At 69.8% G+C, this 26,458-nt stretch carries 27 protein-coding genes; 10 read left to right on the plus strand and 17 right to left on the minus strand.

Annotated elements, in window-relative coordinates; genetic code table 11:
- Window positions 1–533: 533 nt before the first annotated feature.
- From tyrS to ABZ382_RS32255, 3 genes are all read right to left on the minus strand, one after another.
- Entirely contained in the window at window positions 534–1,817 is a 1,284-nt protein-coding gene (tyrS, locus tag ABZ382_RS32245) for a tyrosine--tRNA ligase (protein ID WP_357096979.1), read from the minus strand.
- A gap of 173 nt (window positions 1,818–1,990) precedes the next feature.
- On the minus strand, window positions 1,991–2,413 hold the full coding sequence (locus ABZ382_RS32250; RefSeq protein WP_357096981.1) for a DoxX family protein: 423 nt from the start codon (window positions 2,411–2,413) through the stop codon (window positions 1,991–1,993).
- 116 nt (window positions 2,414–2,529) lie between these two features.
- Window positions 2,530–3,201 carry a FadR/GntR family transcriptional regulator gene (locus tag ABZ382_RS32255; protein ID WP_357096982.1) on the minus strand — a complete coding sequence of 224 codons (672 nt, stop codon included), beginning with the start codon at window positions 3,199–3,201 and terminating at the stop codon, window positions 2,530–2,532.
- 217 nt (window positions 3,202–3,418) lie between these two features.
- On the opposite strand from ABZ382_RS32255, the gene ABZ382_RS32260 reads away from it, so the two are divergent.
- Window positions 3,419–5,023: a 2-isopropylmalate synthase gene (locus ABZ382_RS32260; RefSeq protein ID WP_357097143.1), complete on the plus strand. Its 1,605-nt coding sequence runs from the start codon at window positions 3,419–3,421 to the stop codon at window positions 5,021–5,023.
- A 12-nt stretch (window positions 5,024–5,035) separates the two neighbouring features.
- On the opposite strand, the gene ABZ382_RS32265 is transcribed toward ABZ382_RS32260, so the two are convergent.
- The 5 genes from ABZ382_RS32265 to ABZ382_RS32285 all read right to left on the minus strand — a co-directional run bounded on the left by ABZ382_RS32265 (window position 5,036) and on the right by ABZ382_RS32285 (window position 8,867).
- Complete coding sequence (locus ABZ382_RS32265; RefSeq protein WP_357096984.1) at window positions 5,036–5,581, minus strand: Clp protease N-terminal domain-containing protein; 546 nt, start codon at window positions 5,579–5,581, stop codon at window positions 5,036–5,038.
- Window positions 5,582–5,667: 86 nt separating this feature from the next.
- Entirely contained in the window at window positions 5,668–6,291 is a 624-nt protein-coding gene (locus tag ABZ382_RS32270) for a DNA-3-methyladenine glycosylase (protein WP_357096986.1), read from the minus strand.
- A gap of 77 nt (window positions 6,292–6,368) precedes the next feature.
- A complete protein-coding gene (locus tag ABZ382_RS32275; RefSeq protein WP_357096988.1) occupies window positions 6,369–6,659 on the minus strand; it encodes a DUF3761 domain-containing protein in 291 nt (96 codons plus the stop codon).
- Window positions 6,660–6,757: 98 nt separating this feature from the next.
- On the minus strand, window positions 6,758–7,666 hold the full coding sequence (locus tag ABZ382_RS32280; RefSeq protein WP_357096990.1) for an RNA polymerase sigma-70 factor: 909 nt from the start codon (window positions 7,664–7,666) through the stop codon (window positions 6,758–6,760).
- A 10-nt stretch (window positions 7,667–7,676) separates the two neighbouring features.
- A complete protein-coding gene (locus ABZ382_RS32285) occupies window positions 7,677–8,867 on the minus strand; it encodes an FAD-dependent oxidoreductase (protein ID WP_357096992.1) in 1,191 nt (396 codons plus the stop codon).
- A 177-nt stretch (window positions 8,868–9,044) separates the two neighbouring features.
- Here ABZ382_RS32285 and ABZ382_RS32290 point away from each other — a divergent pair, with 177 nt between their 5' ends.
- Window positions 9,045–9,764, plus strand: a complete 720-nt coding sequence (locus tag ABZ382_RS32290; protein WP_357096994.1) for a DsbA family oxidoreductase — start codon at window positions 9,045–9,047, stop codon at window positions 9,762–9,764.
- 19 nt (window positions 9,765–9,783) lie between these two features.
- Here ABZ382_RS32290 and ABZ382_RS32295 read toward each other — a convergent pair whose 3' ends face one another.
- On the minus strand, window positions 9,784–10,992 hold the full coding sequence (locus ABZ382_RS32295; protein ID WP_357096996.1) for a low temperature requirement protein A: 1,209 nt from the start codon (window positions 10,990–10,992) through the stop codon (window positions 9,784–9,786).
- A 298-nt stretch (window positions 10,993–11,290) separates the two neighbouring features.
- On the opposite strand from ABZ382_RS32295, the gene ABZ382_RS32300 reads away from it, so the two are divergent.
- Complete coding sequence (locus ABZ382_RS32300; protein WP_357096998.1) at window positions 11,291–11,989, plus strand: response regulator transcription factor; 699 nt, start codon at window positions 11,291–11,293, stop codon at window positions 11,987–11,989.
- Entirely contained in the window at window positions 11,979–13,013 is a 1,035-nt protein-coding gene (locus tag ABZ382_RS32305) for a HAMP domain-containing sensor histidine kinase (protein ID WP_357097000.1), read from the plus strand. Before ABZ382_RS32300 ends, ABZ382_RS32305 begins: the two co-directional genes overlap by 11 nt.
- On the opposite strand, the gene ABZ382_RS32310 is transcribed toward ABZ382_RS32305, so the two are convergent.
- From ABZ382_RS32310 to ABZ382_RS32325, 4 genes are all read right to left on the minus strand, one after another.
- A complete protein-coding gene (locus ABZ382_RS32310) occupies window positions 12,937–13,392 on the minus strand; it encodes a hypothetical protein (protein WP_357097002.1) in 456 nt (151 codons plus the stop codon). The genes ABZ382_RS32305 and ABZ382_RS32310 overlap by 77 nt on opposite strands.
- Window positions 13,389–14,525, minus strand: coding sequence for a molybdopterin-dependent oxidoreductase (locus ABZ382_RS32315; protein WP_357097144.1), 1,137 nt, complete (start codon window positions 14,523–14,525; stop codon window positions 13,389–13,391). The genes ABZ382_RS32310 and ABZ382_RS32315 overlap by 4 nt, the downstream gene beginning before the upstream one ends.
- Window positions 14,526–14,614: 89 nt before the next feature.
- Complete coding sequence (locus ABZ382_RS32320) at window positions 14,615–15,328, minus strand: DUF2064 domain-containing protein (protein ID WP_357097003.1); 714 nt, start codon at window positions 15,326–15,328, stop codon at window positions 14,615–14,617.
- A complete protein-coding gene (locus ABZ382_RS32325) occupies window positions 15,325–15,987 on the minus strand; it encodes a glycosyltransferase family 2 protein (protein WP_357097005.1) in 663 nt (220 codons plus the stop codon). The genes ABZ382_RS32320 and ABZ382_RS32325 overlap by 4 nt, the downstream gene beginning before the upstream one ends.
- Window positions 15,988–16,112: 125 nt before the next feature.
- Between ABZ382_RS32325 and ABZ382_RS32330 the strand changes: the two genes are divergently transcribed.
- On the plus strand, window positions 16,113–17,498 hold the full coding sequence (locus tag ABZ382_RS32330) for a hypothetical protein (RefSeq protein ID WP_357097007.1): 1,386 nt from the start codon (window positions 16,113–16,115) through the stop codon (window positions 17,496–17,498).
- A 15-nt stretch (window positions 17,499–17,513) separates the two neighbouring features.
- On the opposite strand, the gene ABZ382_RS32335 is transcribed toward ABZ382_RS32330, so the two are convergent.
- Complete coding sequence (locus ABZ382_RS32335; RefSeq protein WP_357097009.1) at window positions 17,514–18,572, minus strand: NAD-dependent epimerase/dehydratase family protein; 1,059 nt, start codon at window positions 18,570–18,572, stop codon at window positions 17,514–17,516.
- A gap of 175 nt (window positions 18,573–18,747) precedes the next feature.
- Between ABZ382_RS32335 and ABZ382_RS32340 the strand changes: the two genes are divergently transcribed.
- The 3 genes from ABZ382_RS32340 to ABZ382_RS32350 are packed head-to-tail and all read left to right on the plus strand — an operon-like array spanning window position 18,748 to window position 20,881.
- Entirely contained in the window at window positions 18,748–19,482 is a 735-nt protein-coding gene (locus tag ABZ382_RS32340; protein ID WP_357097011.1) for an ABC transporter ATP-binding protein, read from the plus strand.
- Window positions 19,479–20,267 (plus strand): ABC transporter permease, encoded by a 789-nt coding sequence (locus tag ABZ382_RS32345; RefSeq protein ID WP_357097013.1) that lies wholly within the window; start codon window positions 19,479–19,481, stop codon window positions 20,265–20,267. Before ABZ382_RS32340 ends, ABZ382_RS32345 begins: the two co-directional genes overlap by 4 nt.
- Window positions 20,264–20,881 (plus strand): TetR family transcriptional regulator, encoded by a 618-nt coding sequence (locus ABZ382_RS32350; protein ID WP_357097015.1) that lies wholly within the window; start codon window positions 20,264–20,266, stop codon window positions 20,879–20,881. Before ABZ382_RS32345 ends, ABZ382_RS32350 begins: the two co-directional genes overlap by 4 nt.
- Before the next feature lie 22 nt (window positions 20,882–20,903).
- Here ABZ382_RS32350 and ABZ382_RS32355 read toward each other — a convergent pair whose 3' ends face one another.
- From ABZ382_RS32355 to ABZ382_RS32365, 3 genes are read right to left on the minus strand one after another with little or no spacing between them, the layout of a single operon-like run.
- On the minus strand, window positions 20,904–21,125 hold the full coding sequence (locus ABZ382_RS32355; protein ID WP_357097016.1) for a Trm112 family protein: 222 nt from the start codon (window positions 21,123–21,125) through the stop codon (window positions 20,904–20,906).
- 10 nt (window positions 21,126–21,135) lie between these two features.
- Entirely contained in the window at window positions 21,136–21,615 is a 480-nt protein-coding gene (locus tag ABZ382_RS32360; RefSeq protein ID WP_357097018.1) for a GtrA family protein, read from the minus strand.
- Window positions 21,612–23,846, minus strand: coding sequence for a hypothetical protein (locus ABZ382_RS32365; RefSeq protein ID WP_357097146.1), 2,235 nt, complete (start codon window positions 23,844–23,846; stop codon window positions 21,612–21,614). Before ABZ382_RS32365 ends, ABZ382_RS32360 begins: the two co-directional genes overlap by 4 nt.
- 436 nt (window positions 23,847–24,282) lie before the next feature.
- Here ABZ382_RS32365 and ABZ382_RS32370 point away from each other — a divergent pair, with 436 nt between their 5' ends.
- On the plus strand, window positions 24,283–25,314 hold the full coding sequence (locus ABZ382_RS32370; protein WP_357097148.1) for a glycosyltransferase: 1,032 nt from the start codon (window positions 24,283–24,285) through the stop codon (window positions 25,312–25,314).
- Complete coding sequence (rffA, locus tag ABZ382_RS32375) at window positions 25,311–26,450, plus strand: dTDP-4-amino-4,6-dideoxygalactose transaminase (protein WP_357097020.1); 1,140 nt, start codon at window positions 25,311–25,313, stop codon at window positions 26,448–26,450. Before ABZ382_RS32370 ends, rffA begins: the two co-directional genes overlap by 4 nt.
- Window positions 26,451–26,458 lie beyond the last annotated feature (8 nt).

The following is a 26,458-nucleotide window of genomic DNA, read 5'->3' on the forward strand; positions in this document are numbered from 1 at the left end:
AATCAGAAGTATCTCGAACCAGAGTCCGAAAACCTAGCAATCGTCGGCTGGAAAATTAGCCGACTTAAATGTCCAACCACCCTCACGGGGGTGAGTATGATTGGAACCAAATTTAATATTTGGCACTGACATTCATCGACACACTATTGAGTTCTCAAAGAACACACGCACACGTCAGTAGATCCGAAGTTGATCAGATTTCCTAACGAGGCAACTTTTCCAGCCTAGTCATGGAACCTGACTGATGTCAAGAACTTTTTTTCTGACTGGAAGGTGTTCATGTCCGGCGCTCCTCGTCCAACCTCGTTTTCCGCTTCCGATTTCCAGCCTCTGAGCTGGGCTTTTCGGTCCCGGTCGGTGTCCGTGTCGCTCTGACCTGGACTAAGTTACGCGGCGGATAACGCCAGGTCAAATCCGCTGGTCACCGGGACGTTTGCGCAGGTGAACGGGCTGCGGATCGGGCGAATCGGGGGCCTGAGCCACCGGCTTGTGACTCAGGTCATTTCGATCTTGTTCGCCTATCGAGGATCGGGTCAGGCGTCCGCGCGGCGCACGCCGGCGAAATTCTTCTTGCCGCGACGCAGCACCAGCCAGCGTCCGTGCAGGTAGTCGGCCTCGGCGGGGATCCACTCGGGGTCGGCGATCTTCTCGTTGTTGACCGACGCACCACCCTCGTTGACCGCGCGCCGGGCCGCGCTGCGGCCCTCGCACAGACCGGAGTCGACCAGCAGATCGACGATGGTCGAGGTGGGGGTGGCCTCGGCGAGCTTGCCGTCCACCGCGGATTCCGCCAGCGCCGCCGACAGCGTGGACTCGTCGAGCTCGCGCAGGTCGCCGCGACCGAACAGGGCCTGGCTGGCGAGCTGCACCGCGCGGGTGTTCTCCTCGCCGTGCACCAGCGTGGTCATCTCCGCGGCCAGGCGCTTCTGCGCTTCACGGGCGAAAGGCCGCTCGGCGGTGGCCTTCTCCAGCTCGTCGAGTTCCTCGCGGGACAGGAAGGTGAACCAGCGCAGGTAGCGGACCACGTCCGCGTCGGCGGTGTTCACGAAGTACTGGTACCAGGCGTAGGGGCTGGTCATCTCCGGGTCCAGCCACAGGCTGCCGCCGCCGGTGGACTTGCCGAACTTCTTGCCGTCGGCCGAGGTGACCAGCGGGACGGTGAGCGCGTGCACGTGCTCGCCGTCGACGCGGCGGTTGAGCTCGACGCCCGCGATGATGTTGCCCCACTGATCGGAGCCGCCGACCTGCAGCGTGCAGCCGTATTCGCGGCGCAGCTGCAGGAAGTCGTTGGCCTGCAGGAGCATGTAGCTGAACTCGGTGTAGGACATGCCGTCCGACTCCAGGCGGCGCTTGACCGTGTCACGGGCCAGCATGACGTTCACCGAGAAGTGCTTGCCGATGTCGCGCAGGAACGAGACCGTGCTGAGCGGTCCGGTCCAGTCCATGTTGTTGGCGATGATCGCCGCGTTGTCGCCGCCGTCCAGATCGACGAAGCGTTCCAGCTGGGCGCGGATGCGGCCCGCCCACTCGGCCACGGTGTCGGTGGAGTTCATGGTGCGCTCGCCGACGTCACGGGGATCGCCGATCAGGCCGGTCGCGCCGCCGGCCAGCACCACCGGGCGGTGGCCGGCGCGCTGGAAGCGCTTGAGCGCCAGCAGCGGGACCAGGTGGCCGGCGTGCAGGCTGGCCGCGGTGGGGTCGAACCCGGCGTAGAGGGTGATCGGGCCCTTGGCCATCGCCTCGCGCATGGCGTCCAGATCGGTGGACTGCGCGATCAGTCCACGCCAGGTCAGTTCATCAATGATGTCGCCGCTCACGCCATCCATCTTTCCGCACGTGAATATCGAGGTTGCACAGGGTTGAGCCTGGCAGCGGATCGGTACAAGCCCGGACTGATCCGCTGCTCAGCGTCACCCACCGGCTACGGACACCCGTAGGCCCGCCGCCGAGTGTGACCGGCGACGGGCTGGGAGTCGAGCGAATATGCGGGTCACTTCACCAGGTCGGTGAAGGTGGCGAAGGAGGCGCGGCGCTCGTAGGCGATCCAGGCGAAGACACCGACCAGGACCAGCGGGAAGATGGCCAGGCTCGGCGCGCCGAGCAGGAAGGCCTGGGTGGCGGCGGCGCACACCATGGTGATGGACAGGCCCGCGGCGGCCGGGCCGGACAGGCGGGGGATCATCAGGCCCAGGCCGCCGGAGACCTCGACCAGGCCGGTGAGGTAGCGGAACCAGTCGCCCCAGCCGATCTCGTTGTAGATGCGGACGGCATCGGCCTGGCCCACGAACTTCGGCAGGCCGGAGGCGATGACGAAGAACAGGCCGAGGACGATCTGCAGGGTCCACAGCACGCGGTTGCGGAGCTTGCTCGGTGCGGCGACGGTAATGGTCGGGGTGGCGGCGATGGTGGCCATGTCGAATGTCCTTCCGGGGCTTGTCGGTTCGGTTTCGAACCACTTGCCGGATAGGACGGGGGCCGTCGCGAAAACTCATCGCGGTCGCGAAAGTTCTTCTTCCCGCGCAGGTCAGGCTAGGTGTCGAAGGCTGCTTTGAGGGCGCTGAGGTGCACTCGGCTGGCGGTGGCGGCGGCCTCGGGGTCGCGGGCCCGGATGGCGTCGTAGAGGTGTTCGTGCGCATCGTGGTCGCTGCGGGGTGCGCGCAGGGGGCGGATGCGCAGCATGTCGATCATGGCGTGGCGCGAGCGCGGCACGAAGGCGTTGAACAGCTCGAGCAGGATGTCGTTGTGGGCGGCGGCGACCACGGTGCGGTGGAAGGCGGTGTCGGCGTCGACCAATCCCTCGACGGTGTCGCCGCTTTCGGCGCGGGCGGCCAGGGCGCGCAGCATGGCGCGCAGGTCGGCGGGGGTGCGGCGGCGGGCGGCCAGCGCGGCGCCCTCGGCCTCGATGGCGATGCGGGCCTCGATGACGGTGACGATGTCGCTGCGGCGCAGCACCGTGTCCCAGTCCTCGGCGGTGTTCAGGGCGGTGACGAAAACGCCCGCGCCCTGGCGGCTTTCGAGTACCCCGCGACCGGCGAGTTCGCGGATGGCCTCGCGCAGAGTGGAGCGGCCGACGCCGAGCTGGGCGGCGAGGGTGGTCTCGCCGGGCAGTTTGTGGCCCAGCTGCCACTCCCCCGCACGGATCCGGGTGAGTAGCACCTCGGCGGCTTGTGCGGCGAGTGGATGCCTCTGGACCTGCGCCACTTGTCGCCGTCCTCTCTACTTGTCTGAGGAGTTGTTTCCCTCTAGTCTAGTCCACATGCTGACCGGTGCCCTGCTTCTCCTTCGCTGCCGCGACGGGGTCTGATCGACCGGCACCCCGTCAGCGGGCTCGCGGTGCTGCGCCGGTCACCTCCTCCGACGCGAAAGCGAATGCCCTGTGAGCACTCCCCCGATCTGGAATCGTCAGCAGCCCTCCGCCATGCCGTCGCATCGGTATCGCGATGTGTACCAGCGTGTTTCGGTGCCGCTGACCGAACGCGACTGGCCGTCCAACCGGATCACCGAGGCCCCGCTGTGGGTGCCGGTGGATCTGCGCGACGGCAATCAGGCGCTGGCCGAGCCGATGGATCCCATCCGCAAGCGCCGGTTCTTCGAACTGCTGGTGGCCATGGGCTACAAGGAGATCGAGGTCGGCTATCCCAGCGCCTCGCAGACCGACTTCGATTTCGTGCGGCTGATCGGCGGCGAGCGGCTGGCCCCCGAGGACGTCACCATCGTCGTCTTCACCCCCGCGCGCCGCGATCTGATCGAGCGGACCGTCGAATCGGTGCGCGGCATCCCCAATGACGTGGTGATCCACCTGTACACCGCCACCGCGCCGACCTGGCGGAACGTGGTACTGGGCAAGACCCGGGACGAACTGGCCGAGCTGATCACCACCGGTGGGCGCGATGTCCTGGAGCTGGCCGGCGATATGCCGAATGTCCGATTCCAGTTCTCCCCCGAGGTTTTCATGCTGACCGAGCCGGACTTCGTGCTCGACGTCTGCGACCGCATGACCACGCTGTGGGACGCCACCCCCGAGCGGCCGGTGACATTGAACCTGCCCGCGACCGTCGAGGTGGCGACACCGAACGTGTACGCCGACCAGATCGAGTACATGCACCGGAATCTGGCGCGGCGCGAGGCGGTGATCCTGTCCGTGCATCCGCACAACGATCGCGGCACCGGCATCGCGTGCGCGGAGTTGGCGGTGCTGGCCGGGGCGCAGCGGGTGGAGGGGTGCGTGTTCGGCAACGGCGAGCGCACCGGCAATGTGGATCTGGCGACGCTGGCGTTGAATCTGCACGCGCAGGGCGTGAATCCGATGATCGACTTCTCCGATATCGACGAGGTGCGCCGCACCGTCGAGTACTGCACCGGGCTGCCGGTCCACGACCGGCATCCGTACGCCGGGGATCTGGTGTACACCGCCTATTCGGGTACCCATCAGGACGCCATCCGGAAAGGCTTCGCCGAACATCGGGAGCGGGCGGCGCGACTGGGCGCGCCGGAGCGCGAAATCGCTTGGGAGGTACCGTATCTGCCGATCGATCCGGCGGACGTGGGCCGTTCCTACGATGCGGTGATCCGGGTGAATTCACAGTCCGGCAAGGGCGGGATCGCGTATCTGCTGGAGTCGGAGTACGGGCTGGAGTTGCCGCGCCGCTTGCAGATCGATTTCGCGCGCCACGTCCAGCGCCACACCGATCGGACCGGGACGGAGGTGTCGGCGCGGACGCTGTGGGAGCTGTTCGAGACCGCCTACGCGGGCACGATCGTCGCGACCACGCCCGGTATCCCCGCCGACGCGACGGTCGAGGAGGCGGTGGAACTGCTGGGCCGCCACGGCTATTCGGTCGAGGTGCTGTCCATGACCCACCAGACGGTGGACCGGGCGGGGGCGGATCCGGCCGTCACCTACCTGGAGTACCGCACCACCGAGGGGCCGGCCTGGGCGTTCGGTTCCGGTGGGACGGCGGCGCGCGCGACGATCGCGGCCCTGGTGGCCGCGGCTGGGGCGCACAGCGCGGTGCTCATCTAGGCAGCGCGGTGCTCATCGAGCCTGCGCGCCAAGTAGACGCTCCAGTTCGGTGACCCGGGCCTCCAGTTCCGCGATGCGCCGACGCAGATCGGATTCGGGGGCCTGGGTGGGACCGCCGAGGGGTCCGTCGGCGACGCGGGAGATGCGGGTGCGGATGTCGGCGGGTTCGGCGCCGAGGCTGATCAGTATCTGCGGGGCGATGCCGTCGCCCTCCTCGATCAGGGCGAGCAGGATGTGCTCGGGCCCGATGTAGTCGTGCCGCAACCGCATCGCCTCGCGCAGTGATCCTTCGAGGACCTTCTTGGAGCGCGGGGTGAAGGGCACGTGATCACTGGGCGACTTCTGCTCGTGTTCGCCGACCGCCTGCCGGATGCGTTCGCGCACGCTGGAGACGTCGAGGCCGAGGTCGCCGAGCACGCGGGCGGCGACCGGGTCGTCGCCGGCGAGGACGCCGAGCAGCAGGTGTTCGGTGCCGATCCAGTCGTGCCCGAGCGCCCTGGCTTCCTCCTGGGCGAGCACGATGGCGCGGCGGGACGCATCGGTGAACCGTTCGAACATGGGGCTTCCACCTAGGGGTGAGTAGATCAATCCACCGTAGTCCTCCGCGCCGCGCGCCGATACGGGGTCGGCGGCTGTCGCCGGGCCTACGCGGATCGGCCGAGTTTGGGGGCGCGCGGGCTGCGCCGATAGGCCGACACCGCCGGGGAGTCGGGCAGCCACAGTCGCCACGGGCGGTCGGCGGCCAGGCTGACCCCGACCCTGGGTCCCACCGAAACGGCGGCGGGATCGGTGATTTCGGGTCCGAGTTCCAGGCGGATCGGCGCGGCCGGATCGAACAGGTGAGTTCCGTAATCGTCGAGCCCGATTCCGAGGGCACTGCCGACATTGCCGGGCCCGCGGGCCAGATCGGCGTCGGTCTTGGCGGCGGGGCGCCGACCGCGAGCGACCTCGTGGCCTTCGATGATCTCCCCCGCTCGGACGAGCACCGCGCTGGCGGTGCCGTCGGGTCCGCTGACCACGTTCACGCAGGTGTGCATGCCGTAACTGAAGTAGACGTACAGCACACCGGGCGGCCCGAACATGACCGCGTTGCGTGGCGTCCGCCCCCGCCCCGAGTGCGCGGCCGGATCGTGCCAGGGCCCGGCCGGATCTCCGCCGTAGGCCTCGACCTCCACGATGCGCATCCCCACCGGACCGGATCGCAGCACCCCGCCGAGCAGTCGCCGCGCCGCGCGCAGCGGTTCGACGGCAAGCTCTTCGGCACTCACGCCGGGTCATTCTTCCGCACGGTCGTCCCGGACGCGGTGCCGGGACGACCGAGCGAGCTACCCGCGAGTGCCGCGCGTTAGAGCCATTCGGCGACGCCGTGGTGACCCGAGCAGGTGCCGCGACGGTGCTGGCTGAAGCTGTAGGTGCCGTCCTTGCACCGGGCGGTGGCCCCGTCGGGCACGGTGGCCGACTGTTCCGGACGGTGCACGCACGCGCCGTCGGAGTTCTCGTATTCGCTTGCGGTGCAGGCGGCGTGGAGGACCGGCGCGGCGACCGCCGGTCCGGCGAGGGCGGTGCCCGCGCCGAGGAAGGCCGCGGCGACCCAGGGCAGAATATGGCGCGCCAAGCGGCGCGTTGTACCGTTCACTTCGAAATCCCTTGCAGAATAGCGTTTTCGACACAAAGGCGGTTGCCTCCGACGAGCGACGAATAGTACGGGACCCCGGAAGGCGCGACGCCCGGTTCTTATTCGCCTACCGATCCGGCGGCCGATACGTCGCCGCCCGGCAACTGGATACCGGCCAGTTTGTCGGGATTGACCTGGAAGCGGATGTTCTCGAGGTGACCGTCGCGGATGTCGTAGGTCAGCGCGCCGACGCGGTACCCGCCGAGCATGACCAGGACACCGAGTTCGCCGTTGAGGTGGGCGGATTCGAGGTAGACCCCGGTGAGGACCGGCTTGGCCATGACCCCGAGCAGCCAGCGCGCCACGTGGTCGGGGCCGTGCAGCGGCCGCCGGGCCGCGGTGACCTTGCCGCCGCCGTCGTTCCACAGGGTCACCTCGGGGGCGAGCAGTTCCATGAGCGCGTTCACGTCGCCGCCTTGCGCGGCGGCCATGAACTTGTCGGTGATCTCGGTGCGGGTCGCGAGGTCGGTGTCGAAACGCGGCCGGCGCGAGTGGACGTGGGAGCGGGCGCGGTGGGAGATCTGGCGGACGGTGGCCTCGGGTCGGTCCAGGAAACCCGCGATCTCGGCGTGCGAGTAGCCGAACACCTCGCGCAGCACGAAGACCGCGCGTTCGACCGGGGTCAGGGTTTCGAGGACGACCAGCATGGCGGTCGAGACGCTGTCGGCCAATTCGGTCTCCTCTCCGGCGTCGGAGGTACTGGTGAGCAGGGGTTCGGGCAGCCACGGCCCGACATAGGTCTCGCGGGTGGCACGCGCCGAGGTGAGCCGGTTGAGCGCCAGGTTGGTGACGGTGCGGACCAGGTAGGCCTTGGGGTGGGTGACCGAATCCCGGTCCACCTCATGCCATTTGATCCACGCGTCCTGCAGGATGTCCTCGGCGTCGGTGACGGTGCCGAGCATCTGATACGCGGTGCCGAACAGCAGCCGGCGGTGCGCGACGAAGGGGTCGATCGGATCGTCCTGCATGGACACATACCTACCTCACGCGCGGTTCGCGGGTGGCGCGGCCGCCGTTCGACAGCTGTGCCTGCACGGTCATGTGCTTGCTCATCTTGAAGCTCGGGACCGGGCTGCCGCTGACCATCGCCTTGTACGCGCAGGCCGCCTTGCCCTTCAGGTACCAGCGGTTCGGGGTGTCGTCGGCGTTGGTGAACTGGATGACGGCATCCTGGCGGCCGAGGCTGACCGGCTGGTGGAAGTAGCCGAAACGGAAGGGCTTCACCGTCTTTCCGCGCAGCAGCCGGGCCAGGGTGTCGGCCGTGTACGCGCCGGTGGGGATGCCGCTCTGGCAGGTGCCGTGGATCTGGCCCCAGGCCATGCGGATCGCGGCGGCGTCGCCGATGGCGTGGATCTCCGGGTGCGAGACCGAGCGCAGGGTGGGATCGGTGAGGATGAGACCGCGTTCGTCGACGGCGATGCCGGCCTGGGCGGCGAGCGGCGAGACCCGCACGCCGGTGGTCCACAGAGTCAAGTCCGAGGCGACGAGTTCGCCGGTGTCCAGGCGTACGGCGTCGGGCAGCACCTTGGTGACCTTGACCCCGATCGTGCGCACGATGCCGAGCCGGTCGAGGGCGCGCTCGAGGTGGGCGCGAGCCTTGTCGCCCATCATCGAGCCCGGCTGTTGCGCGCTGATCAGGGTGACGGTCAGGCCCGGGTGCGCCTCGGCGATCTCGGTGGCGGCTTCGATGCCGGTCAGGCCGCCGCCCACCACGGTGACAGCGCCCGCGGCGGCGGCGATCTCGGTGAGCCGCCGCGAGAAGCGGCGGGCCTGGCGGGGGTCGTTGAGGGTCCAGGCGTGCTGGTCGGCGCCGGGGACGATCGAGGTGTCGGTGGTGCTGCCCAGTGCGTAGATCAGGTTGTCGTAGCGCAGCGTGGTGGCGTCGTCGAGGGTGACCACGCGGGCCTCGGTGTCGATAGCGACGGCGGCGGCCCGGTGGAAGTCGACACCCGAGCCGTCGAGGATCGCGGGGATGCGGTGGTCGGTCAGTTCCTGTCCGGCGGCGATCTGGTGCATGCGCAGCCGTTCGGTGAAACGGTCCGACGGGTTCACCAGAGTGATGTGAACATCCATCCGACGGGTGCGGCGGGCCAGCCGCACCGCGGCCATCATGCCGGTGTAGCCCGCGCCGAGGACGACGATCTCGTGGGTGGCGGTGCTGGCGTTCATCGTTGGCTCCTGAAGTCTCGTTCCGAGTGGGTCGGCTATGGGACAGGACAGCCGCCGGGAACGTGACAACTCGCCATTGTGACCTGGGTCACGATGGAACATTCGGGTCCGGTCGCCGGTTGGGACAGGGGTTGGCCGGGCCCCCGGCCTGCGACAACAGCGTCGGAGTGAGGTGTGATGGCCGTACAGGTCGAGATCTGGACCGATATCAACTGCCCGTTCTGTTACCTGGGCAAGCGGCGATTCGAGGAGGCGCTCGACGCCTTTCCGCACAAGGACGCCGTGACGGTGGTGCACCGGTCCTTCGAACTGGACCCGACGCTGCCCAAGGATCACAGCGACGCGGTGGTTCCGCACATCGCCGAGAAGTACGGCATCAGTGAGGCGCAGGCCGCCGCCAACGAGCGCGGTCTCGGGGCGCAGGCCGAGGCGGCTGGGCTGACCTATGTCACCTCGGGCCGGGATTTCGGCAACAGCTTCGACATGCACCGGCTGCTGCACTTCGCGTTGGAGCAGGGCCGCCAGGAGCAGATGCTCGACGCCTTGTACGCGGCCAACTTCGCCGAGGAGAAGGCGCTGTTCGGTGACACCGAGCGGCTGGTCGAGGTCGCGGTGTCGGCCGGATTCGACGAGGCGGCGGTGCGCGCCGTGCTCGCCGATCCCGAGGCCTACGCCGACGCGGTGCGCGCCGACGAGGCCGAGGCCGCGCAGCTGGGCGCGCGCGGAGTGCCGTTCTTCGTACTGGATCGCAAGTACGGGGTGTCGGGCGCGCAGCCGCCGGAGGTGTTCGCGCAGGCGCTGGAACAGGCCTGGAGCGATCACGCGCCGCAGCTGGCGATGGTCGCCGACGGTGACGCCTGCGGTCCCGACGGTTGCGCTGTGCCGCAGCGGGATTGAGCCGCCGCGGCGGTGAGCGTCAGCGCCCGTTGTCGCGGTGGATGCGGAACCCGACCGCCTCCACGCTCGGAATATAGGCGCTGCGCTCGCCGGAACGGATGCGCAGCACGTCGTCGGCGATGACGAAGCCGTAGGCCACCACGATCAACAGCACCAGCTGCCCCCAGGCCACCCAGGCGATGCCCAGGGGCGCGGTGGCCGTCACGACGACCGCGCCGACCAGTCGCAACCAGACCCGGGAGATGCCCAGCGCCAGCCGGAACAGGGCCTGGCCCAGGAAGAACACGGCCACACCGCCCGACAGCGCCAGGGCGGCAGCGGCACTGGCGGGCTCGTTGCCGTGGGCGATGGTCATGGAGATGCCGGCGGCGGTCAGGATGATCCCGAGGACCACCACGAACAGCGAATAGCCGTAGGCGAGCACGGCCGGGCGCGCCCGCGCCGGACCGGGCAGCGCGGCCAGGGCGTGCTCGCCGCGTTCGTCGTCGAAGCCGAAATAGGCCCACCACAGCACATATCCGAGGGTCAGCCCGAGTCCGGCCACGGCGACCAGGCCGACGGTGAGGTCCATGCCGGTCAGGTTCGCTCCGATGGCCACCACGGATTCGCCCAGCGCGATGATCACGACCAGACCGTGCCGTTCGCAGAAGTGGCTGGGCCGCACCACGAATCCGCCCGCCGGGATCAGGTACGGCGTCACCACCTGCAAGGCGATCGCGATCGCCCACAGCAGGGCCCGCGGCCAGCCGTGGACGATGCCGCCCGCCAGGACCAGCAGCGCGGACACCGCGTTCAGCGGAGCCAGCCGCCACATGGCCGCGCTGGCTCCCGAGCCGCCCGAGGTGGCGAACATGACGCTGTGCACCGTGTTCACCAGGAAGTATCCGAGTCCGAAGGCCAGCCCGGAGCCGCCGAAGGCGCTCGGGATGGCGATGGCGATGACGAAGAACCCGAACATGCCGACCAGCAGGAAGGTGCGCCGCGCGGAGCTGTTGGGCGCGACCTCGTTGGTGAGGAACACGTATCCGCTGTACATCCACCAGATCAGCGCGAACATCAGTGCCACGTGGCCCACTTCGCCCCAGCCGGGGTGATGGGTGAAGGCGTGGGTGAGCTGGGTGATGGTGAAGACGAACACGAGATCGAAGAACAGTTCCAGGGTCGAGGCCCGGACCTGTCCGCCCTCCGCCTCGAACGGGCTCGCTGAACCGGACATTTCGCTGGTCACGTGCAGATCGTAGAGCCGCGCCGCCCCACCCGCCGCATTTGCCGCGCCCACCCTCGATCGACGCGCGCCCACCCGAAGCGATGCGCGCGACAACGACGAGCCGCCCGGGTCGGATCCGCATGGGCAGCCCGATTCCACAGTGTCGTCACACAGGTCGGGAACGCCGTGGTCGCCGGCGCGGGGCGGTGGCGATGACGAAACTGTGACGGGCCGCGCGAAATGGCCGCCACCAGGTCATTCCGGTCGTGCGGCGACCTAGGGTGTGGGTGGGGTGGCAGGTCGATCGGAGTTGAGGGCGATGCGGATTCTGGTGGCGGACGACGATCCCGTGGTGCGGGAGGTGGTGCGGCGGTATCTGGAGCGGGATGGGCTCGAGGTGGTGGAGACCGCGGACGGGGCGGCGACCGCGGCGGCGTTGGCGCGCGACGATGTCGATCTGGCGGTGCTGGATGTGATGATGCCGGGGCCGGACGGGATCGAGTTGACGCGGGCGGTGCGGGCGGGGGCGCGCCCGGGGCTGCCGATCATCCTGTTGACGGCGCTCGGGGAGGAGGACGACCGGGTGATCGGATTGCAGGCGGGCGCCGATGATTACGTGACCAAGCCGTTCAGTCCGCGGGAGCTGGCGTTGCGGGTGGCGTCGGTGCTGCGGCGCACGCATCCGCAGCCGGTGGCCGAGGAGGTGTTGCGCGGTGACGGGGTGGAGCTGGATCGGGCGGCGCGGACGGTGACGGTGGGCGGGTCGCCGGTCGAGCTGACCGCACGCGAATTCGATCTGCTGGCTTTCCTGCTCGCGCATCAGCGGCGGGTGTTCAGTCGCCAGGAGCTCCTGGCGGAGGTGTGGGGCTGGAACTTCGGGGATCTGTCGACGGTCACCGTGCACGTCAAACGCTTGCGGGCCAAGCTGGGCGCCGCGCACCGCATCGAGACGGTGTGGGGCCGCGGATACGCTTGGGGCCGAGCCGATCTCGGCGCGGAGGCCGGCGATGCCGACTGATACGCCCGGACTGATCGGGTACGCGCTGGCGGGCACGCTGCCGGTGGTGGTGATCGGCGCGCTGCTGCTGCGCTACACCCGCGGTCGCGCCATGACCACGAGTATGGCCGTGCTGGTGCTGATTCCGACGCTGGCCACGCTGTGCGGCGTCGTCGCGGTGAGCGGACTGATGTTCGGCGCCGAATTCGAGCGCACCGCCGTGGTGCTGGCGGTGGTCACCGCGGTGACGGTGCCGGCGGCGATCCTGCTGGGCCGCGAGCAGGCCCGCGCCACGGTGTGGGAACGCGAGATGCTGGAGCAGGAGCGTGCCGCCGAACGGTCGCGACGCGAGCTGGTGGCCTGGGTCAGCCATGATCTGCGGACGCCGCTGGCGGGGATCCGCGCCATGGGTGAGGCGCTCGAGGACGGGGTGGTGACGCGGCCGGAGGAGGTGCGCCGGTACGCGGATCAGATCGTGCGCGAGACGAATCGGCTCTCGGCCATGGTGGACGACCTGTTCGAGATGTCGAAGATCAATGCCGGGGCGCTGCAACTGCATATGGAGCCGGTGGATCTGCGCGAGGTGATCGACGAGGTGCTGGCGACCAATCAGCCCACCGCCGCCCGTGCCGGAATCACCTTGTCCGCCACCCAGCCCGCCGACAAGCTGCTGGTGGCGGGCAGTGAGCGGGCACTGGGCCGGGTGCTGACCAATCTGGTGGCCAATGCCATCGCGCACACTCCGCCCGGCGGGCGCATCGACATGTCGGCGGGCGCGGGCGACGGGCAGGCGTGGACGCGGGTCGACGACACCGGGCCGGGCATTTCCGAGACCGATCTGCCGCGCATCTTCGAGGTCGCCTACCGCGGCAGTTCCGCCCGCTCCCCCGGCGCCGCCGAATTGGGCAGCAGCAGCGGCATGGGGCTGGCCATCGCGGCCGGGCTGGTGGCCGCGCACCACGGGGACATCACGGCGCGGAACCGTCCGGAGGGGGCGCGATTCGAGATCCGGCTACCGCTGCTGGAGTCCGCCGGGCGGCGGTGAGCAGGCAGGCGGCGGCCACCGCCCAGACCACGGTCAGCGAGATCAGCAGGCCGACGGTGTAATTCCGGTCCAGGATGGTGTCGTTGCCGGGGACCGCGCCCTCGCGGCCGAGGACCGGGATCGCGAGCAGGATCAGGGCCAGGCTGACGAACGCGCCGACGGTGAAGACGGGCCACCAGCGGGCGGGGAGCACATAGCGGCCGAGGGTGCCCGCGAGGGCGGCGACCGGGCCGAAGATCAGGTTCTCGGCCAGGATCGCGCCGACGAACCACAGCGCGATCGATCGCTGGTCGGTGGCGCTCATTGCCAGCAGCAGGTCCACCCCGTAGGCGGCACAGCCGATTCCGAACGTGCCCAGCAGGATTCGAAGGGCTGTCATGCGATTTCCTCGATGGTCTTCAGCCATTTGGTCTGCAGTACGCCCGGCCGGTTCGGGGCGATGAGTCGGCAGGGGTAACCGTGGTCCAGGGCCAGATCCTCGCCGTCGAGACGCAGCGCGATCAGGGTGGCGGCATCCACGACGTGGGTGTGCGGCAGCACGGAGGAGCCGTAGATGCCGGTGGTCTCGAGCGACACGAAACGCACATCGCCGCCGCCGTATTCACCGGCCCGGGCCAGCAGGTCGCGCAGGCGTACGCCGGACCAGCGGCCCTGGGCGCTCCAGCCCTCGACGCAGGCGATGGGTAACGCGCTGTCGTACTGCGGCAGGGCTTCGAGCTCGGCGCGGGAGAAGACGCTTTCCCGGCCACCGACTTTGACGGTCAAGACATACTGCGGCGAGCGGGCCGTCTCGGTGACAGCCGCCGCCGCTGCCGTCCTGTTGATCGGAATTCCCTGCGGTCCTTCGCCACTACGCGGAGCCAGCAGCGACGCCCAGCGCAGGAACGGAACCGATTGCCCGACCACCGCGATACCGGCCGCCACCGTGCCCAGCCCGGCCGCCGCCAGCACGGTTCTGCGCGAAATACCGTGGGGTACTTCTGCGTCGATGGGCTCGTCGACGGGTCTCGACAGCGCCTGACGCACGACGGGAAGCTTGACCGCCAGGTGCACGGCGACGGCCCCGAAGGCCACATATGCCATGGCGTGATGCGTGGTGGTGAAGAAGAACTTCCACGGGTAGTACTGCGCGGTGTTGAACAGGCCCGTCACGATCTGGAACAGCACCGCGCCGATCAGCACCGCCACCGACAACCGCTCCAGCGCCTCCGGGAGGCCCCGCCGCAGCGACGGTTTGATGAAGAACCGCGGATACACCGACCAGAGCTTCACCAGCAGCAGCGGGATCATCATGACCCCGACCGTGACGTGCGTGCCCTGGGTGAGCCGATACAGCCACACCGGGTGGGCGGGCCACCAGAACCAGTCGGGCGGATGCTGGATCAGGTGACTGATCAGCCCCGTCACGAACAGGATGGTGATTCCGGCCCCGAGTGCCAGGCCGGTGCGCGCGGCCACGGCCGTCGAGCGGCCCGGACTCCACCGGCGGGAAAGCCCCTCGGGGAGTAGCAGTTCGGGCCGCTCGATCGGGTCGGGACCGGCGTCCGCGGTTTCGGTGGGCTGACTCGGCGACACCGCGGGCTCCTTTCGAGAAGTGAATATCAGAGTGGGACAGGCATTTTCGCGGTCACCAGCTCGGTGACAGCGCGAGCGAAGCGGCCCCGGGACACCGCCGCCACCGAGACGGCGTCGGCGTAGGTGTCGACGTCGGTGAGTGTCGGCAGCGCGTGCACCCGTAATCCGCTGTGCCGCAGGGCCGTCGCGGTGAGCTCGCCGGTCCGGTCGGTCGACATGGGGATGTCGGCGAGCAGGTGCGCGGCTCGTGGACCGGACAGGCCCAGCGCCCACCAGCCGCCGTCGGTGGCCGGCCCGAGCACGGTGTCGCCGGTGGCGACCAGCCGGGCGGCCGAACGGGCGAGCAGGACCGGGTCGACCTGCGGGGTGTCCATGCCGATCTGCAGCACCGGGACGCCGAACTCGGCGGCGTCGACGTGGGCGTGGGCGAGGCGTTCGCCGAAGCTGTCGCCGCGCTGCGGGATCACGGTCACCGCGCGCAGAGCGGCGTTCAGTTCGACCGAGCGCTCGGCCCGGTCCAGGTCACCGGTCCAGGCGACGACGGGGTGGCGGATGCCGCTCTCGCGCACCGCGTCCAGGGTGTCGAGCAGCGCGCAGGCCGCCAGGTAGGCGGCGTCGACCGGCGAGAACTGCGGGGTGAGGCGGGTTTTGGCGAAGCCCGGAATGGGCGATTTGGCCATGATGAGCAAGGCGGCGGGGACGGTGTCGTCGAGCGGGGCGTGGTCTATCTCGGTGGTCATCGCACACTCCAGAAGTCACGGGCGGCCCGCAGGGTGCCGCGCCAGGAACCGGAGACCTTGGACTCGCCGTGAGTCCGCGGCCGATAGGTGATGTCGCGCTCCAGCACCAGCCAGCCCGCACGGGCCGCGCCGGTGAGCAACGCCAGCGGATATCCGGACCGGGCGTGCAGGTGGCCGAGCGCCTGCAATCGGTCGCGGCGGGTGACGCGCATGGCGGCGATATCGTGCACCGGCAGGCCGTACCGGCGGCGCAGCCGGAAAGCGAAGGCCCAGTTGCCGATTCGCGCATGCACCGGCAGCGCGCCGGGGACGGCGCGGCGACGGCCGACCACCATGTCGACGCCGGGGACGAATTCGGCCACCAGCCGGGGTAGTTCGCCGGGGTCGAGAGAGCCGTCGCCGTCGAGGACGGCGACCAGTTCGGTACGGGCGGCATCGACGCCGGCGTGGACGGCGCTGCCGTATCCGGGCTTCGATTCGGTCACCACGGTGGCGCCCGCCGCGCGGGCCACCGCCGCGGTGCCGTCGGTGGAGCCGTTGTCCACCACGATCACCCGGTACCCGATGGGAATTGCCGACAGTACGCCAGGAAGGGCTTCCGCCTCATCCCGGCAGGGGATCACCACCGTGACCCCGGGCTCGGAGTCCAACTCGGTCATGGCCTCGACGGTAAGCCCAATCGGGGCGTTCGACCCCCGGGACACGCATGACGAAAGTATGACGGGAGCAGCAAGAATCGCGATCCGGACAGTTCCGGCGGGTTTCGGGGCCTATGGTTTCCGGCATGGCGAACGCTTCCGCGACGAGGGTCGCGCGCTACGTCTCCACCCGCGTCGACAGTTACGGCGCACTCGCGGCCTTCGTTCTCGTCCTGGCCGCCTTCCTGATTCCGCGAATCGAGGGCAAACTCTGGCGGGACAAGCTCTACGCCGGGGCCGCACCGCTCTTCGGCGGCTGGCTCCCCCATCTGGGCTGGGGCACGGTCCCGGCGGTGGCCATCGCGGCGGCGGTGGTGCGGTTCGGGCCGGACCTGGCGCGACGGCTCTCGTTCGGGCGGCTGCTGCTGGCCGCCTGGGCGACAGCGGCGGCATGGGCCTTCGCGCTGGCCATGATCGACGGCTGGCAGCGGGGCTTCGCCGGGCGGCTCACCACCCGCGACGAATACCTGCACGAGGTCGGCGGGGTGCACGACATCGGGGCCATGGTGCGCGGATTCTCCGGCCGCATCCTGGATTTCCAGCCCGACTCGTGGACCACGCACGTGTCCGGGCATCCGCCGGGGGCGCTGCTGGTGTTCGTGCTGCTGGACCGGATCGGGCTGGGCGGTGGGGCGTGGGCGGGCCTGTTGTGCCTGGCGGTGGGGACGAGTGCGGCGGCCGCGGTGCCGTTCACCTTGCGGGCCTTGGGCTCCGAGCATCGGGCGCGGGCCGCGTCGCCCTTCCTGGCCCTGATGCCGGCGGCGATCTGGATCGCGGTCTCCGCCGACGGCTTGTTCGCGGGCGTGGCGGCGTGGGCGGTGGCGCTGCTGGCGCTCGCCACCCGGCTCGAGCGGGGCTGGGTCGCGGCCGCGCTGGGGTCGGGCGTGCTGTTCGGGTTCACCGTCTTCCTGAGTTACGGCCTTGTGCTGATGGCGATTCCGGCTGCGGCGGTCCTGATGGCGCGGTCGCTGCGGCCCGCGTTGCCCGCGCTCGCGGGTGCGCTGGCCGTGGTGGCGGCGTTCGCGGCGGCCGGGTTCTGGTGGTTCACCGGCTATCACCTGGTGGTGCAGCGGTACTACCAGGGCATCGCGCACGAGCGGCCGTACGGGTACTGGGTGTGGGGCAATCTGGCCGCGACGGTGTGCGCGGTGGGTCTGGCCACCGCCGCGGCCGGCTGCCGGGTCCTGGTCGAGCTGGAGATCCCGCCGCTGCGTCCGCTACGGGAATGGTTGTCGCGCTGGCGTTCTCACGTCGATCCGGCCGCGCTGATGGCGGGGGCCGGGCTCACCGCCATCCTGATCGCCGACATCAGCGGTCTCAGCAAGGCCGAGACCGAACGCATCTGGCTGCCGTTCGACGTGTGGGCGCTGGCGGCGACCGCGCTGCTCCCCCGCCACAGTGCCCGGTTCTGGCTGGTGGTGCAGGCGGCGGGGGCGCTGATCGTCAATCATCTGATCCTGACGAACTGGTGACCGCGGCACGCGGATTCACCGCCAGGTGGGCGCTCCGTCCCCCGAGGCGGCGCGCAACGGCGCGGACGAGAATTCGGCCAGGCCCGCGGTCGGGGTGACGGCGGCGGTGAAACCCAGTGCGCGCCGCGCCCGTTCGGGTCCGGCCACGATGTGGCGGACATCGCCGGAGCGGTATTCGCCGGTCACCACCGGCTGTTTGCCGGCGCACGCGGTGGCCAGGGTGGCCGCCACGTCGCCGATCGTGATGGGGATGCCCGAGGCGATATTGAGCGCGGTGAACGCCGTCAGCGGCTGTTCGAGAGCGGACACATTGGCGGCGGCGATATCGCGGACGTGCACGAAATCGCGGGCCTGGGTGCCGTCCTCGAAGACGCGCGGGGCCTCACCCGCCTCGAGCGCCGACCGGAAGATGGCGGCGACACCGGAATACGGTGTGTCCCTGGGCATGTCGGGTCCGTAGACATTGTGGTAGCGCAGGGCGGTGACGGTGCCGCCGGTGGCCGACGCCCAGGCCGTGGCGTAGTGCTCCTGCGCGACCTTGGAAGCGGCGTAGAGGCTGCGCGGCCGCAGCGGCGCGTCCTCGTCGATGGGCGCCCAGGACAGCGGGCGGCCGTCGGGGCCGCGATGGTCGAAGCGCCCGGCGTCGAGGTCGGCGCGGGTGCGCGGGGCCGGATCGACCGGATCCCCCGCGGAGTCGACATAGCGGCCCTCGCCGTAGACCACCATGGACGAGGCCAGCACCAGATGGCGGCAGCGGGCCCGGTCCATGGCGGCGAGCAGGACCGCGGTGCCGAGGTCGTTGTGGCTGGCGAAGGCGGGCGCGTCCTGCGCGCTCACCCCCGCGCCGACCACGGCCGCCTGGTGGCAGACCGCGTCGACGCCGGTCAGCAGTTCGGCCAGGGCGTCCGGGTCGCGGACGTCGGCCGGGACGATGCCGGGCGGCGGGACGGCGTCGCGGCCGTGGGCGGCGGCGAGCATGAGGTCGACCGGGACGACCTCGTGGCCGGCGGCGAGCGCCGCGCGGTGGATGTGCGAGCCGATGAATCCGGCTGCGCCGGTCAGGAGTACACGCATGCGGCGATTCTGGCCGCAGTGCCGCCGGAATGCGCCCGGACCGGCCGAGGTCGCCGGGTTCGTCACGATTTGGTCAGATCGCGGCGAGCCGACACGCGGGGTCTTGCCTCGCGTCGCCGACCGGCGCACAATTCATCACGTAGTGAATTCAACACTCGATGAATTGAGGGTGACCGTGACGGCACCAGCGACAACCACCGACGCCATCGCCATCGAGCACCTGGAAGTGCGCCGCGGCGGGCATCAGGTGCTGCAGAACATCTCCCTGACCGTGCCGAAGGGCAGCATCACCGGACTCCTCGGACCGTCGGGGTGCGGCAAGACGACGCTCATGCGCAGCATCGTCGGCACGCAGATCATCGAATCCGGGACCGTGCGGGTACTCGGTGACGAGGCCGGATCGCGCGCGCTGCGGCGGCGGGTCGGGTACGTGACCCAGGCGCCCAGCATCTACGACGACCTCACCGTCGCCGACAATGTGGCGTATTTCGGCGCGCTGTACGGGGCCTCGCGGGCCGAGGTCGACACGGCGCTGGCCGCGGTCGGTTTGAGCAGTCACTCCGGCCATCGCGGCAGTGAGCTGTCGGGCGGGCAGCGCACCCGGGTGTCGCTGGCCTGCGCGCTGGTGGCCGATCCGGAACTACTCGTGCTCGACGAGCCGACCGTCGGCCTGGACCCGGTGCTGCGCGCGGACCTGTGGGAGCAGTTCCACGCGCTCGCCAAACAGGGCCGAACCCTGCTGGTGTCCAGTCACGTCATGGACGAGGCCGAGCACTGCGACCGGCTGCTGCTCATGCGCGAAGGCCGCCTGCTGGCCCAGCTCACCCCCGCCGAATTGCGTTCCGACACCGGCGAATCCAGTCTGGAGAACGCCTTCCTCAAGTTGATCCGGATGGGAGAAGAGCTGTGACCGCGACCCTTTCGCGCCCGGCGGGACCGCGCCCGCTGCGCTGCTACACCGCCACCACGGTGCGCATCCTGCGGCAGTTGCGCGCCGATCACCGCACCGTCGCCATGATCGTGCTGGTGCCCGCGCTGCTCATGACGCTGCTGTACTTCGTGTACAAGAACTATCCGATGATGCCCGGCGCGCCCCGGCTGTTCGACCGGATCGGCATCACCATGCTCGGCATCCTGCCGTTCGTGGTCATGTTCCTGATCACCGCCATCGCCATGCAGCGCGAACGGGTCTCGGGCACCCTCGAACGACTGATGACCACCCCGCTGTCCAAGCTCGATCTGCTCGCCGGGTACGGGACCGCGTTCTCCATCGCGGCGGCCGCGCAGGCGGGGGTGGCGTGCCTGGTGGCGTTCTGGCTGCTGGGCCTGAACGCGGCGGGCAGTCCCGCGCTGGTGGTGCTGATCGCGGTGATCGACGCGGTGCTCGGCGTCGCGCTGGGCCTGCTGGCAAGCGCGTTCGCCCGCACCGAGTTCCAGGCCGTGCAGTTCATGCCGGTGATCGTGCTGCCGCAGTTCTTCCTGTGCGGGCTGCTGGTGCCGCGCGGTCAGCTGCCGAGCTGGCTGGAGGCGATCAGCAATGTGCTGCCGCTGAGTTATGCCGTCGACGCGCTCGAGCAGGTGTCGACGCACACCGGAGCGACGGGCCAGATGTGGCGCGACATTCTGATCGTGGCCGCGTTCGCCGCGGTGGCACTGGTGCTGGCGGCCGCGACCCTACGTCGGCGGACCGCGTGACCGGTAGCTCCGGCACCCGCAGCGGCCGCCGGCCCGGCAACTCCGGCACCCGGGAGGCGATTCTCGACGCCGCCCGGGTGCGGTTCGCCGAGGTCGGCTTCGACAAGGCCTCCATCCGGTCGATCGCGACCGCGGCCGCCGTGGATCCGGCGCTGGTGCACCACTATTTCGGCACCAAGCACCAATTGTTCGCGGCGGCACTGCAATTGCCGATCGACCCGCAGGAGATCCTGGCCGGATTCGCGGTGATCCCCTTGGAACAGCTGGGCGAGCACATCATCCGCACGGTGGTCGGCATCTGGGACTCCCCCATCGGCATGCCCGCCGTCGCCGCCTTCCGCAGCATGCTCGCCAGCGACGATCCCACGCTGGCGCGCACCTTCCTGCTGGAGGTGGTGCTGAAAGAGATTCGCCCGCGCGTGGATTCGCCGCCCGGTACCGGCGCGCAACGCGCGGTCCTGGCGGCCTCGCAGCTCGCGGGACTGCTGGTGACCCGCAAGATCCTGCGGCTGGAACCGATCGCCTCGATGCCGATCGACCAGCTGGCCACCACCATCGGTCCCACGCTGCAGCGCTACTTCACCGGGGACCTCGACGGGCTCACCGCGGGCTGAGCGCACTCGGCCCGGGCCGGGATCAGTCCTGACCCAGGAACAGGGTGTGCTCGTCGTCGGAGACGTCGCGGGCCTCGTCCACGAGCAGGACCGGGATGCCGTTGTCGACCGGGTAGGCGCGGCGCAGGCGGGGGTTGTAGAGCACGGTGTCACCGGTGGCGGTGTGGACCAGCTGCAGGGGACCCTTGTCCTGCGGGCAGGCCAGCAGGGTCAGCAGGGTGGGGTCCAGGATTTCCTCCGACATGTCCGACAACCTACCGGTCGGGCGGCGCGGCGACGGAATCGGCGGGGCGGCGGAAGCTGATGTGGCGGTGACCGAAGAAGCTGGCCACCGCGACCAGGCCCATGACCACGACCGCGGCCGGTTTGGCCGGGGCGTGCAGCAGCGAGACGGCCAGCTGCAGCAGCACCATGTTCAGCACCATGCCGACCGCGTTCACGCCGACGAAGGCCACGAAGTCGCGCAGCAGGTGGCCGCGCACCCGGAACACCAGGGTGCGGTGCAGCGCGAAGGCGATCACCATGCCGACCGCGTAGGCCAGTGCCACCGACAGGGCGGCGGCCACATCCTCGGACACCGCGTCGCCGAGCACGGTCAGCCAGAAGATGGTGAGCACCATGCCCATCAGCGTGTTGAACCCGCCGACCAGCGCGAAGGCCACCTCCTGGCGGCGCACCAACCGCAGCAGCGGCCCGGCGGGCGCGCCCTCGGCGGGCAGCTGGGTCTCGGTCACCGCCCCGAACCCACCAGTTCGCGATCCTGGTCGTCGTCGAGCTGTTCGACGGCGGGCGCGTCCGCGCCGCGGCGGCGGGAGCGGACGTAGAGCCACTGCAGCAGGCCCAGGCCGACGAGCCCGGCTCCGGCGCTGGCGATTCCGATCTTCCAGCCCGGCGGGCGCCAGCTCAGTTCCAGTTCGGCATTGTCGGTGCCGGCCGGAATGTCCACGGCGACGAAGACTTTCGACACGGTGTGGAACGGGACGGTCTTGCCGTCGAGGGTGACCCGGTAGCCGGGCCAGCCCAGGCGGGCGAAGGTGACGCGGCCGCCGGTCTCCGAGGACACGCGCACCCGGCTGGTGGTGTCGGTGTCCTCGATCGAGGTGGCGGTGACATCGTGGGCGTCGCCGACACGGCCGTTGACCGTGGAGATCGGGCCGTTGTCGCGTTCGAGCACCCAGATGTACTTCTCGTGGCCGGGGACGTCGACGAAATGCCAGCCCTCGGGGGCGGGCTGGTCACCGGCATCGGGAAGCATGGCCTTCTGCAGCACCACCCGGTCGACGAGCATGAGGTCGGCCAGGATGCGGCCCGTGGTCGGCTCGGGGCTGAACAGGCGCTTGTAGGCGTCGGGGCAGACGCTGGAATCCCACTTCATGCACAGCATCTCGCCGAAGTAGAAGTGCCCGTTGGGGGTATAGCCGTTGACGTAGTCCAGTTCCAGGTCCTTGGCGTAGTTTCCCCACACCAGCGATCCGTAGGCCCCCTCGAGGCTCTTGTCGGCGGGCTGCAGTCGGCCGCGATCGGAGAGCTGAATGGTGGTGCCGCCGGAGAACTTCGGGAACGCGGCCATGGCCTCGGTGCGGTTGGCGGGCAGGTTCCACGACATCGGAGTGGGCTGCACCCACCACACCTGGAACCACGCGATCGGCACCATGGCGGCGATCACCAGCGCGGCGGCCCCGGACGCGCCGCGGGTGCGGCCCAGCCACACCACGCCGAATCCGAGCGCGATCACGACCGCGGCCGAGCCCAGGTGCCACAGCACCTGGTGCGGGTCGGCGGAGAAAGTGCGCACCCACAGCGCCAGCACCAGTACCAGCGCCGCGATGATCCGGTTGTTGCGGTCCTTCAGCGTGGCGAAGCGGCCCAGCAGCACACACACCAGCACCAGCAGACCGAGCGCCAGCATGGGCAGCACGCGGGCGGGCCAGCGCAGCGGGCCGACGGTCCCGGGCCCGGCGGTCCACATCAACGCCATCAAGGCGAACAGGGCGATGGCGACGAACTGCTTCCAGTGCTTCTGCGCCGCCTTCCAGTCCACGAAGGCCAGCGCCGGGATCAGGAACCAGGCGATGTAGGTCATCGGCAGCGGCTGCACATAACCCCACCACGAGGTGAACGCGGGCATGGTGGTGGGCAGGCTCGCGTTCAGCGACTCCGACCACGGCACCGTCAGGAACTGGTCGTTATTGATCTGCGAATTGCCGCGCCAGCTCACCTGCGCCGAGAGCATCGACGGCAGGAAGGTCAGCAGCCCCGCCGCACCCGCGCAGCCCGCGGCGGCGGCCAGGCGCAGCAGCGGGGCGAACGCGGCGCGCCACTGCGGCCGGCTGCGCGGTCCCCGGCACACCAGGAAGCCGACGGCCACCGCGACGAGCATGAGCACGGCCTCGACCGCGGGGAACACGTACTGCACCGAGATGGCCAGGTACAGGTAGACGAAGACCGGGATCGGACCGCCCTGGCCGCGCAGGTAGCGCTCCGAGGACGCCCAGGCGTGGATCATCCAGGCGGTGCCCGCCATGGCGGTGAACCAGCTGGCCTCGTCGAAGAACAGGAAGAATCCGGTGAACGGCATGGCCACGCCGGCGACCGCCGCCCACTGCGGGCGCGCGCCGTACGCCAGGCAGACGCGGTACACGCCGAGCCCGGCGATGATGGCGTAGATCGCCTTCACGATGGTGGCGTAGAGGGCCAGGTTCGGCACCGAGGGCGCGATCAGGTCGATCAGCAGCTGCGGCGGGTTGAACAGTCCCGCTTCCTCATTGGTGTAGTTGCCGGTCATCCACTGCTGGGGCTGCAGCAGCGGGAAGTGGCCGTCGCGGAAGGCGCGGCCGAAGAACACCCACAGTCCGGTGTACTGGGATTCGGTGTCGTCGGTGAAGAAGTGGCGGGGGTTGGCCAGCACCACGGCCAGGTAGCCGAGGATCACGCCGAGGACGGTCACGCCGCCCCAGCGATACACCTCACGCCGGGTCGCGCGGCGCGCCGCGTCGACTTCGTCCGGCCCGGATTCGGCGGCCCCGACCGCCTGGGAAACTGAGCTGTCCACCACGAGTTCCAGACCCTACAGGGCGGTGCTGTCGATGGCACTTACGCCGTGGCAGCGGGGCACTTCCGCCGACGCTCCGGCGGCGGCTCGAGCCCAAGGTCGTCCATGGCGCTTACGCCGATCCGTCACCTCCGGCGGGAATGGGCAATGATTGGCGGATGTCAACCCTTCGCACCGAATGCCGCGCCGAGCAGCGTGTTAGAGTTCACGGCGGCTCGGGCTCCGGTTTCCGGTGTGGAGTTCCGGCGCACTCCGTCATCGAAAGTACATTCAGCTGATGCCGATTCCGTCCGCCCGCACCTACGCGAGCGACCCCAGCGTGACCTCCGGCGACGAGCGCCCGGCGCGGGTGCACGCGGTCTCCGTCGTGGTGCCCGTGTACCGCGGTGAGGACACCATCGCCTCGCTGGTCAGTGAACTGGACAAGCTCGGCGAGCCGGTGACCACGCCGCGCGGCGCGAGCTTCCGGGTCGAGGAGATCGTGCTGGTGCACGACCACGGCCCCGACCGCTCCGATGTGGTGCTGCGCGAGCTCGCCGAGACCTACCCGCAGGTGCGGGTGGTGTGGCTGAGCCGTAACTACGGTCAGGACGCCGCCACCATCGCGGGCATGGCCGCCGCCCAGGGCGACTGGACGGTCACCATGGACGAGGACGGTCAGCACGACCCGGCGTTCATCGCCGACTTCCTCGACGCCGCCCTCACCGAGCGCGCCGATCTGGTCTACTCCAAGCCGGTCAACACCCGCCCGCACGGCTTCCTGCGCAACATCACCTCGCGCGGCGCGAAGCTGGTGCTGGCGACCCTGTTCGCCTTCCCCGACTCGACCCGCTTCGAGAGCTACCGGCTGATCCGCGGCGACATCGCGCGGCAGCTGGCCCGGGTGGCCTCCAACGGCGTGTACCTGGACGTGGCGCTCACCTGGGTGGTGGGCGAGGTGGCGCAGGTGCCGGTGCAGTTGCGCGCCGAGGGCCGCGACGAGTCCGGCTACAACTACCGCCGCCTGTTCTCGCTGTTCTGGAAGATGGTGCTGTGCAGCGGAACTCGCGGCCTGCGCCTGGTCAGCATGCTGGGCGTGACGCTCGCGCTGGGCGGGCTCGGCATGGCGGGCTGGGTGGTCTACCACGCGCTCACCAACAGCGGCCGGGACCCGGAGGGCTGGGCGTCGCTGATGACGGTGCTGCTGCTGTGTTCGGGCGCGGTGCTGTTCTCGCTGGGCCTGATCGCCGAATACCTCGGGGTGGCACTGCATGTGCTGGTCGGTAAGCCCCTGTATCTGACGGTGGATTCGCCGACGCCGCGCCCGGAGCAGGGCGTGGGCGCCGGAATCCGCCACACCGCAACTCGTTTCGACGGTATCGAGGGGGATCCCCGCGCGTGAGCAGTGACCGCATCATCTTCAGCCGCCCGTTCCGCGCCGCGCGCGAGCTGCCGAATGTGGAAGCCGTGCTGACGTCGGATCACAGCCACGGCGACGGTCCGTTCACCGCCGCGGCGACCACGAAGCTGCGCGACATCACCGGCGCGCCGCACGCGCTGCTGACCACTTCGTGCACGCACGCGCTCGAAATGGCCGGGCTGCTGCTGGAACTCGGGCCCGAGGACGAGGTGATCGTCCCGAGCTTCGCGTTCACCTCGACCGCCACCTCGATGGCGTTGCGCGGTTCCACCGTGGTGTTCGCCGACATCGATCTCGCGACCGGCAGCCTGGACCCGGAGTCGGTGGCCGCGGCGGTCACTCCGCGCACCAAGGCCGTGGTGGTCATCCACTACGGCGGTGTGGCCGCGGATATGGAAGGGCTGCAACGGCTGGCGGACGCGCACGGTTTCGCCATCATCGAGGACAATGCGCACGGTCTGGGCGGTTCCTACCGCGGCCGTCCGCTGGGCAGCATCGGCACGGTGGGCGCGCTGTCGTTCCACGACACCAAGAACGTGCACTGCGGTGAGGGCGGCGCGGTGCTGCTCACCGACGAGATCCTCATGGCGCGCGCGGAGATCATTCGCGAGAAGGGCACCGACCGGGCGCGGTTCCTGCGCGGCGCGGTGGACAAGTACTCGTGGCAGGACATCGGATCCTCGTATCTGCCCAGCGAATTGAACGCGGCGGTGCTGGACGCGCAGCTGGCGGAGTTCGACACCATTCAGCGCAACCGGCACCGGGTGTGGGACCACTACGCGGCGACGCTGCCGGACTGGGCCGCCCGCAACGACATTCGGCTGATGTCGGTGCCGTCGGACCGGGAGCACACGGCGCACCTGTACTACCTGCGGGTGCCCACCGAGGACCGCCGGGACGCGCTCATCGCGCACCTGTCGGGTCTGGGCATCGTGGCCCCGTTCCACTACGTGCCCCTGGACTCCTCCCCCGCCGGTTTGAAGCTGGGCCGCACACCGAACCCGTGTGTGCGCAGCGCCGAGTTCTCGGCCACCCTGGTCCGGCTGCCGCTGTGGCCGGGCTTGACCGAGGCTCAGCTGACCCGGGTCGTCGAGGGCGTCACGAGCTTCGCCGTGTAGCCCTCGGG

The sequence above is a fragment of the Nocardia sp. NPDC005825 genome (genome assembly GCF_040630175.1).
Classification (GTDB): Bacteria; Actinomycetota; Actinomycetes; order Mycobacteriales; family Mycobacteriaceae; genus Nocardia.

Excerpts from the sequence above, each read along its gene's own strand:
- ABZ382_RS32355 (WP_357097016.1), bottom strand. The coding sequence starts at position 21,125 with ATGTCGGAGGAAATCCTGGACCCCACCCTGCTGACCCTGCTGGCCTGC.
- ABZ382_RS32305 (WP_357097000.1), top strand. The coding sequence starts at position 11,979 with ATGCCGACTGATACGCCCGGACTGATCGGGTACGCGCTGGCGGGCACG.
- ABZ382_RS32335 (WP_357097009.1), bottom strand. The coding sequence starts at position 18,572 with ATGCGTGTACTCCTGACCGGCGCAGCCGGATTCATCGGCTCGCACATC.
- ABZ382_RS32330 (WP_357097007.1), top strand. The coding sequence starts at position 16,113 with ATGGCGAACGCTTCCGCGACGAGGGTCGCGCGCTACGTCTCCACCCGC.
- ABZ382_RS32320 (WP_357097003.1), bottom strand. The coding sequence starts at position 15,328 with ATGACCACCGAGATAGACCACGCCCCGCTCGACGACACCGTCCCCGCC.
- ABZ382_RS32265 (WP_357096984.1), bottom strand. The coding sequence starts at position 5,581 with ATGTTCGAACGGTTCACCGATGCGTCCCGCCGCGCCATCGTGCTCGCC.
- ABZ382_RS32310 (WP_357097002.1), bottom strand. The coding sequence starts at position 13,392 with ATGACAGCCCTTCGAATCCTGCTGGGCACGTTCGGAATCGGCTGTGCC.
- ABZ382_RS32280 (WP_357096990.1), bottom strand. The coding sequence starts at position 7,666 with ATGCAGGACGATCCGATCGACCCCTTCGTCGCGCACCGCCGGCTGCTG.
- ABZ382_RS32250 (WP_357096981.1), bottom strand. The coding sequence starts at position 2,413 with ATGGCCACCATCGCCGCCACCCCGACCATTACCGTCGCCGCACCGAGC.
- ABZ382_RS32285 (WP_357096992.1), bottom strand. The coding sequence starts at position 8,867 with ATGAACGCCAGCACCGCCACCCACGAGATCGTCGTCCTCGGCGCGGGC.
- ABZ382_RS32325 (WP_357097005.1), bottom strand. The coding sequence starts at position 15,987 with ATGACCGAGTTGGACTCCGAGCCCGGGGTCACGGTGGTGATCCCCTGC.
- ABZ382_RS32260 (WP_357097143.1), top strand. The coding sequence starts at position 3,419 with ATGCCGTCGCATCGGTATCGCGATGTGTACCAGCGTGTTTCGGTGCCG.
- ABZ382_RS32290 (WP_357096994.1), top strand. The coding sequence starts at position 9,045 with ATGGCCGTACAGGTCGAGATCTGGACCGATATCAACTGCCCGTTCTGT.
- ABZ382_RS32300 (WP_357096998.1), top strand. The coding sequence starts at position 11,291 with ATGCGGATTCTGGTGGCGGACGACGATCCCGTGGTGCGGGAGGTGGTG.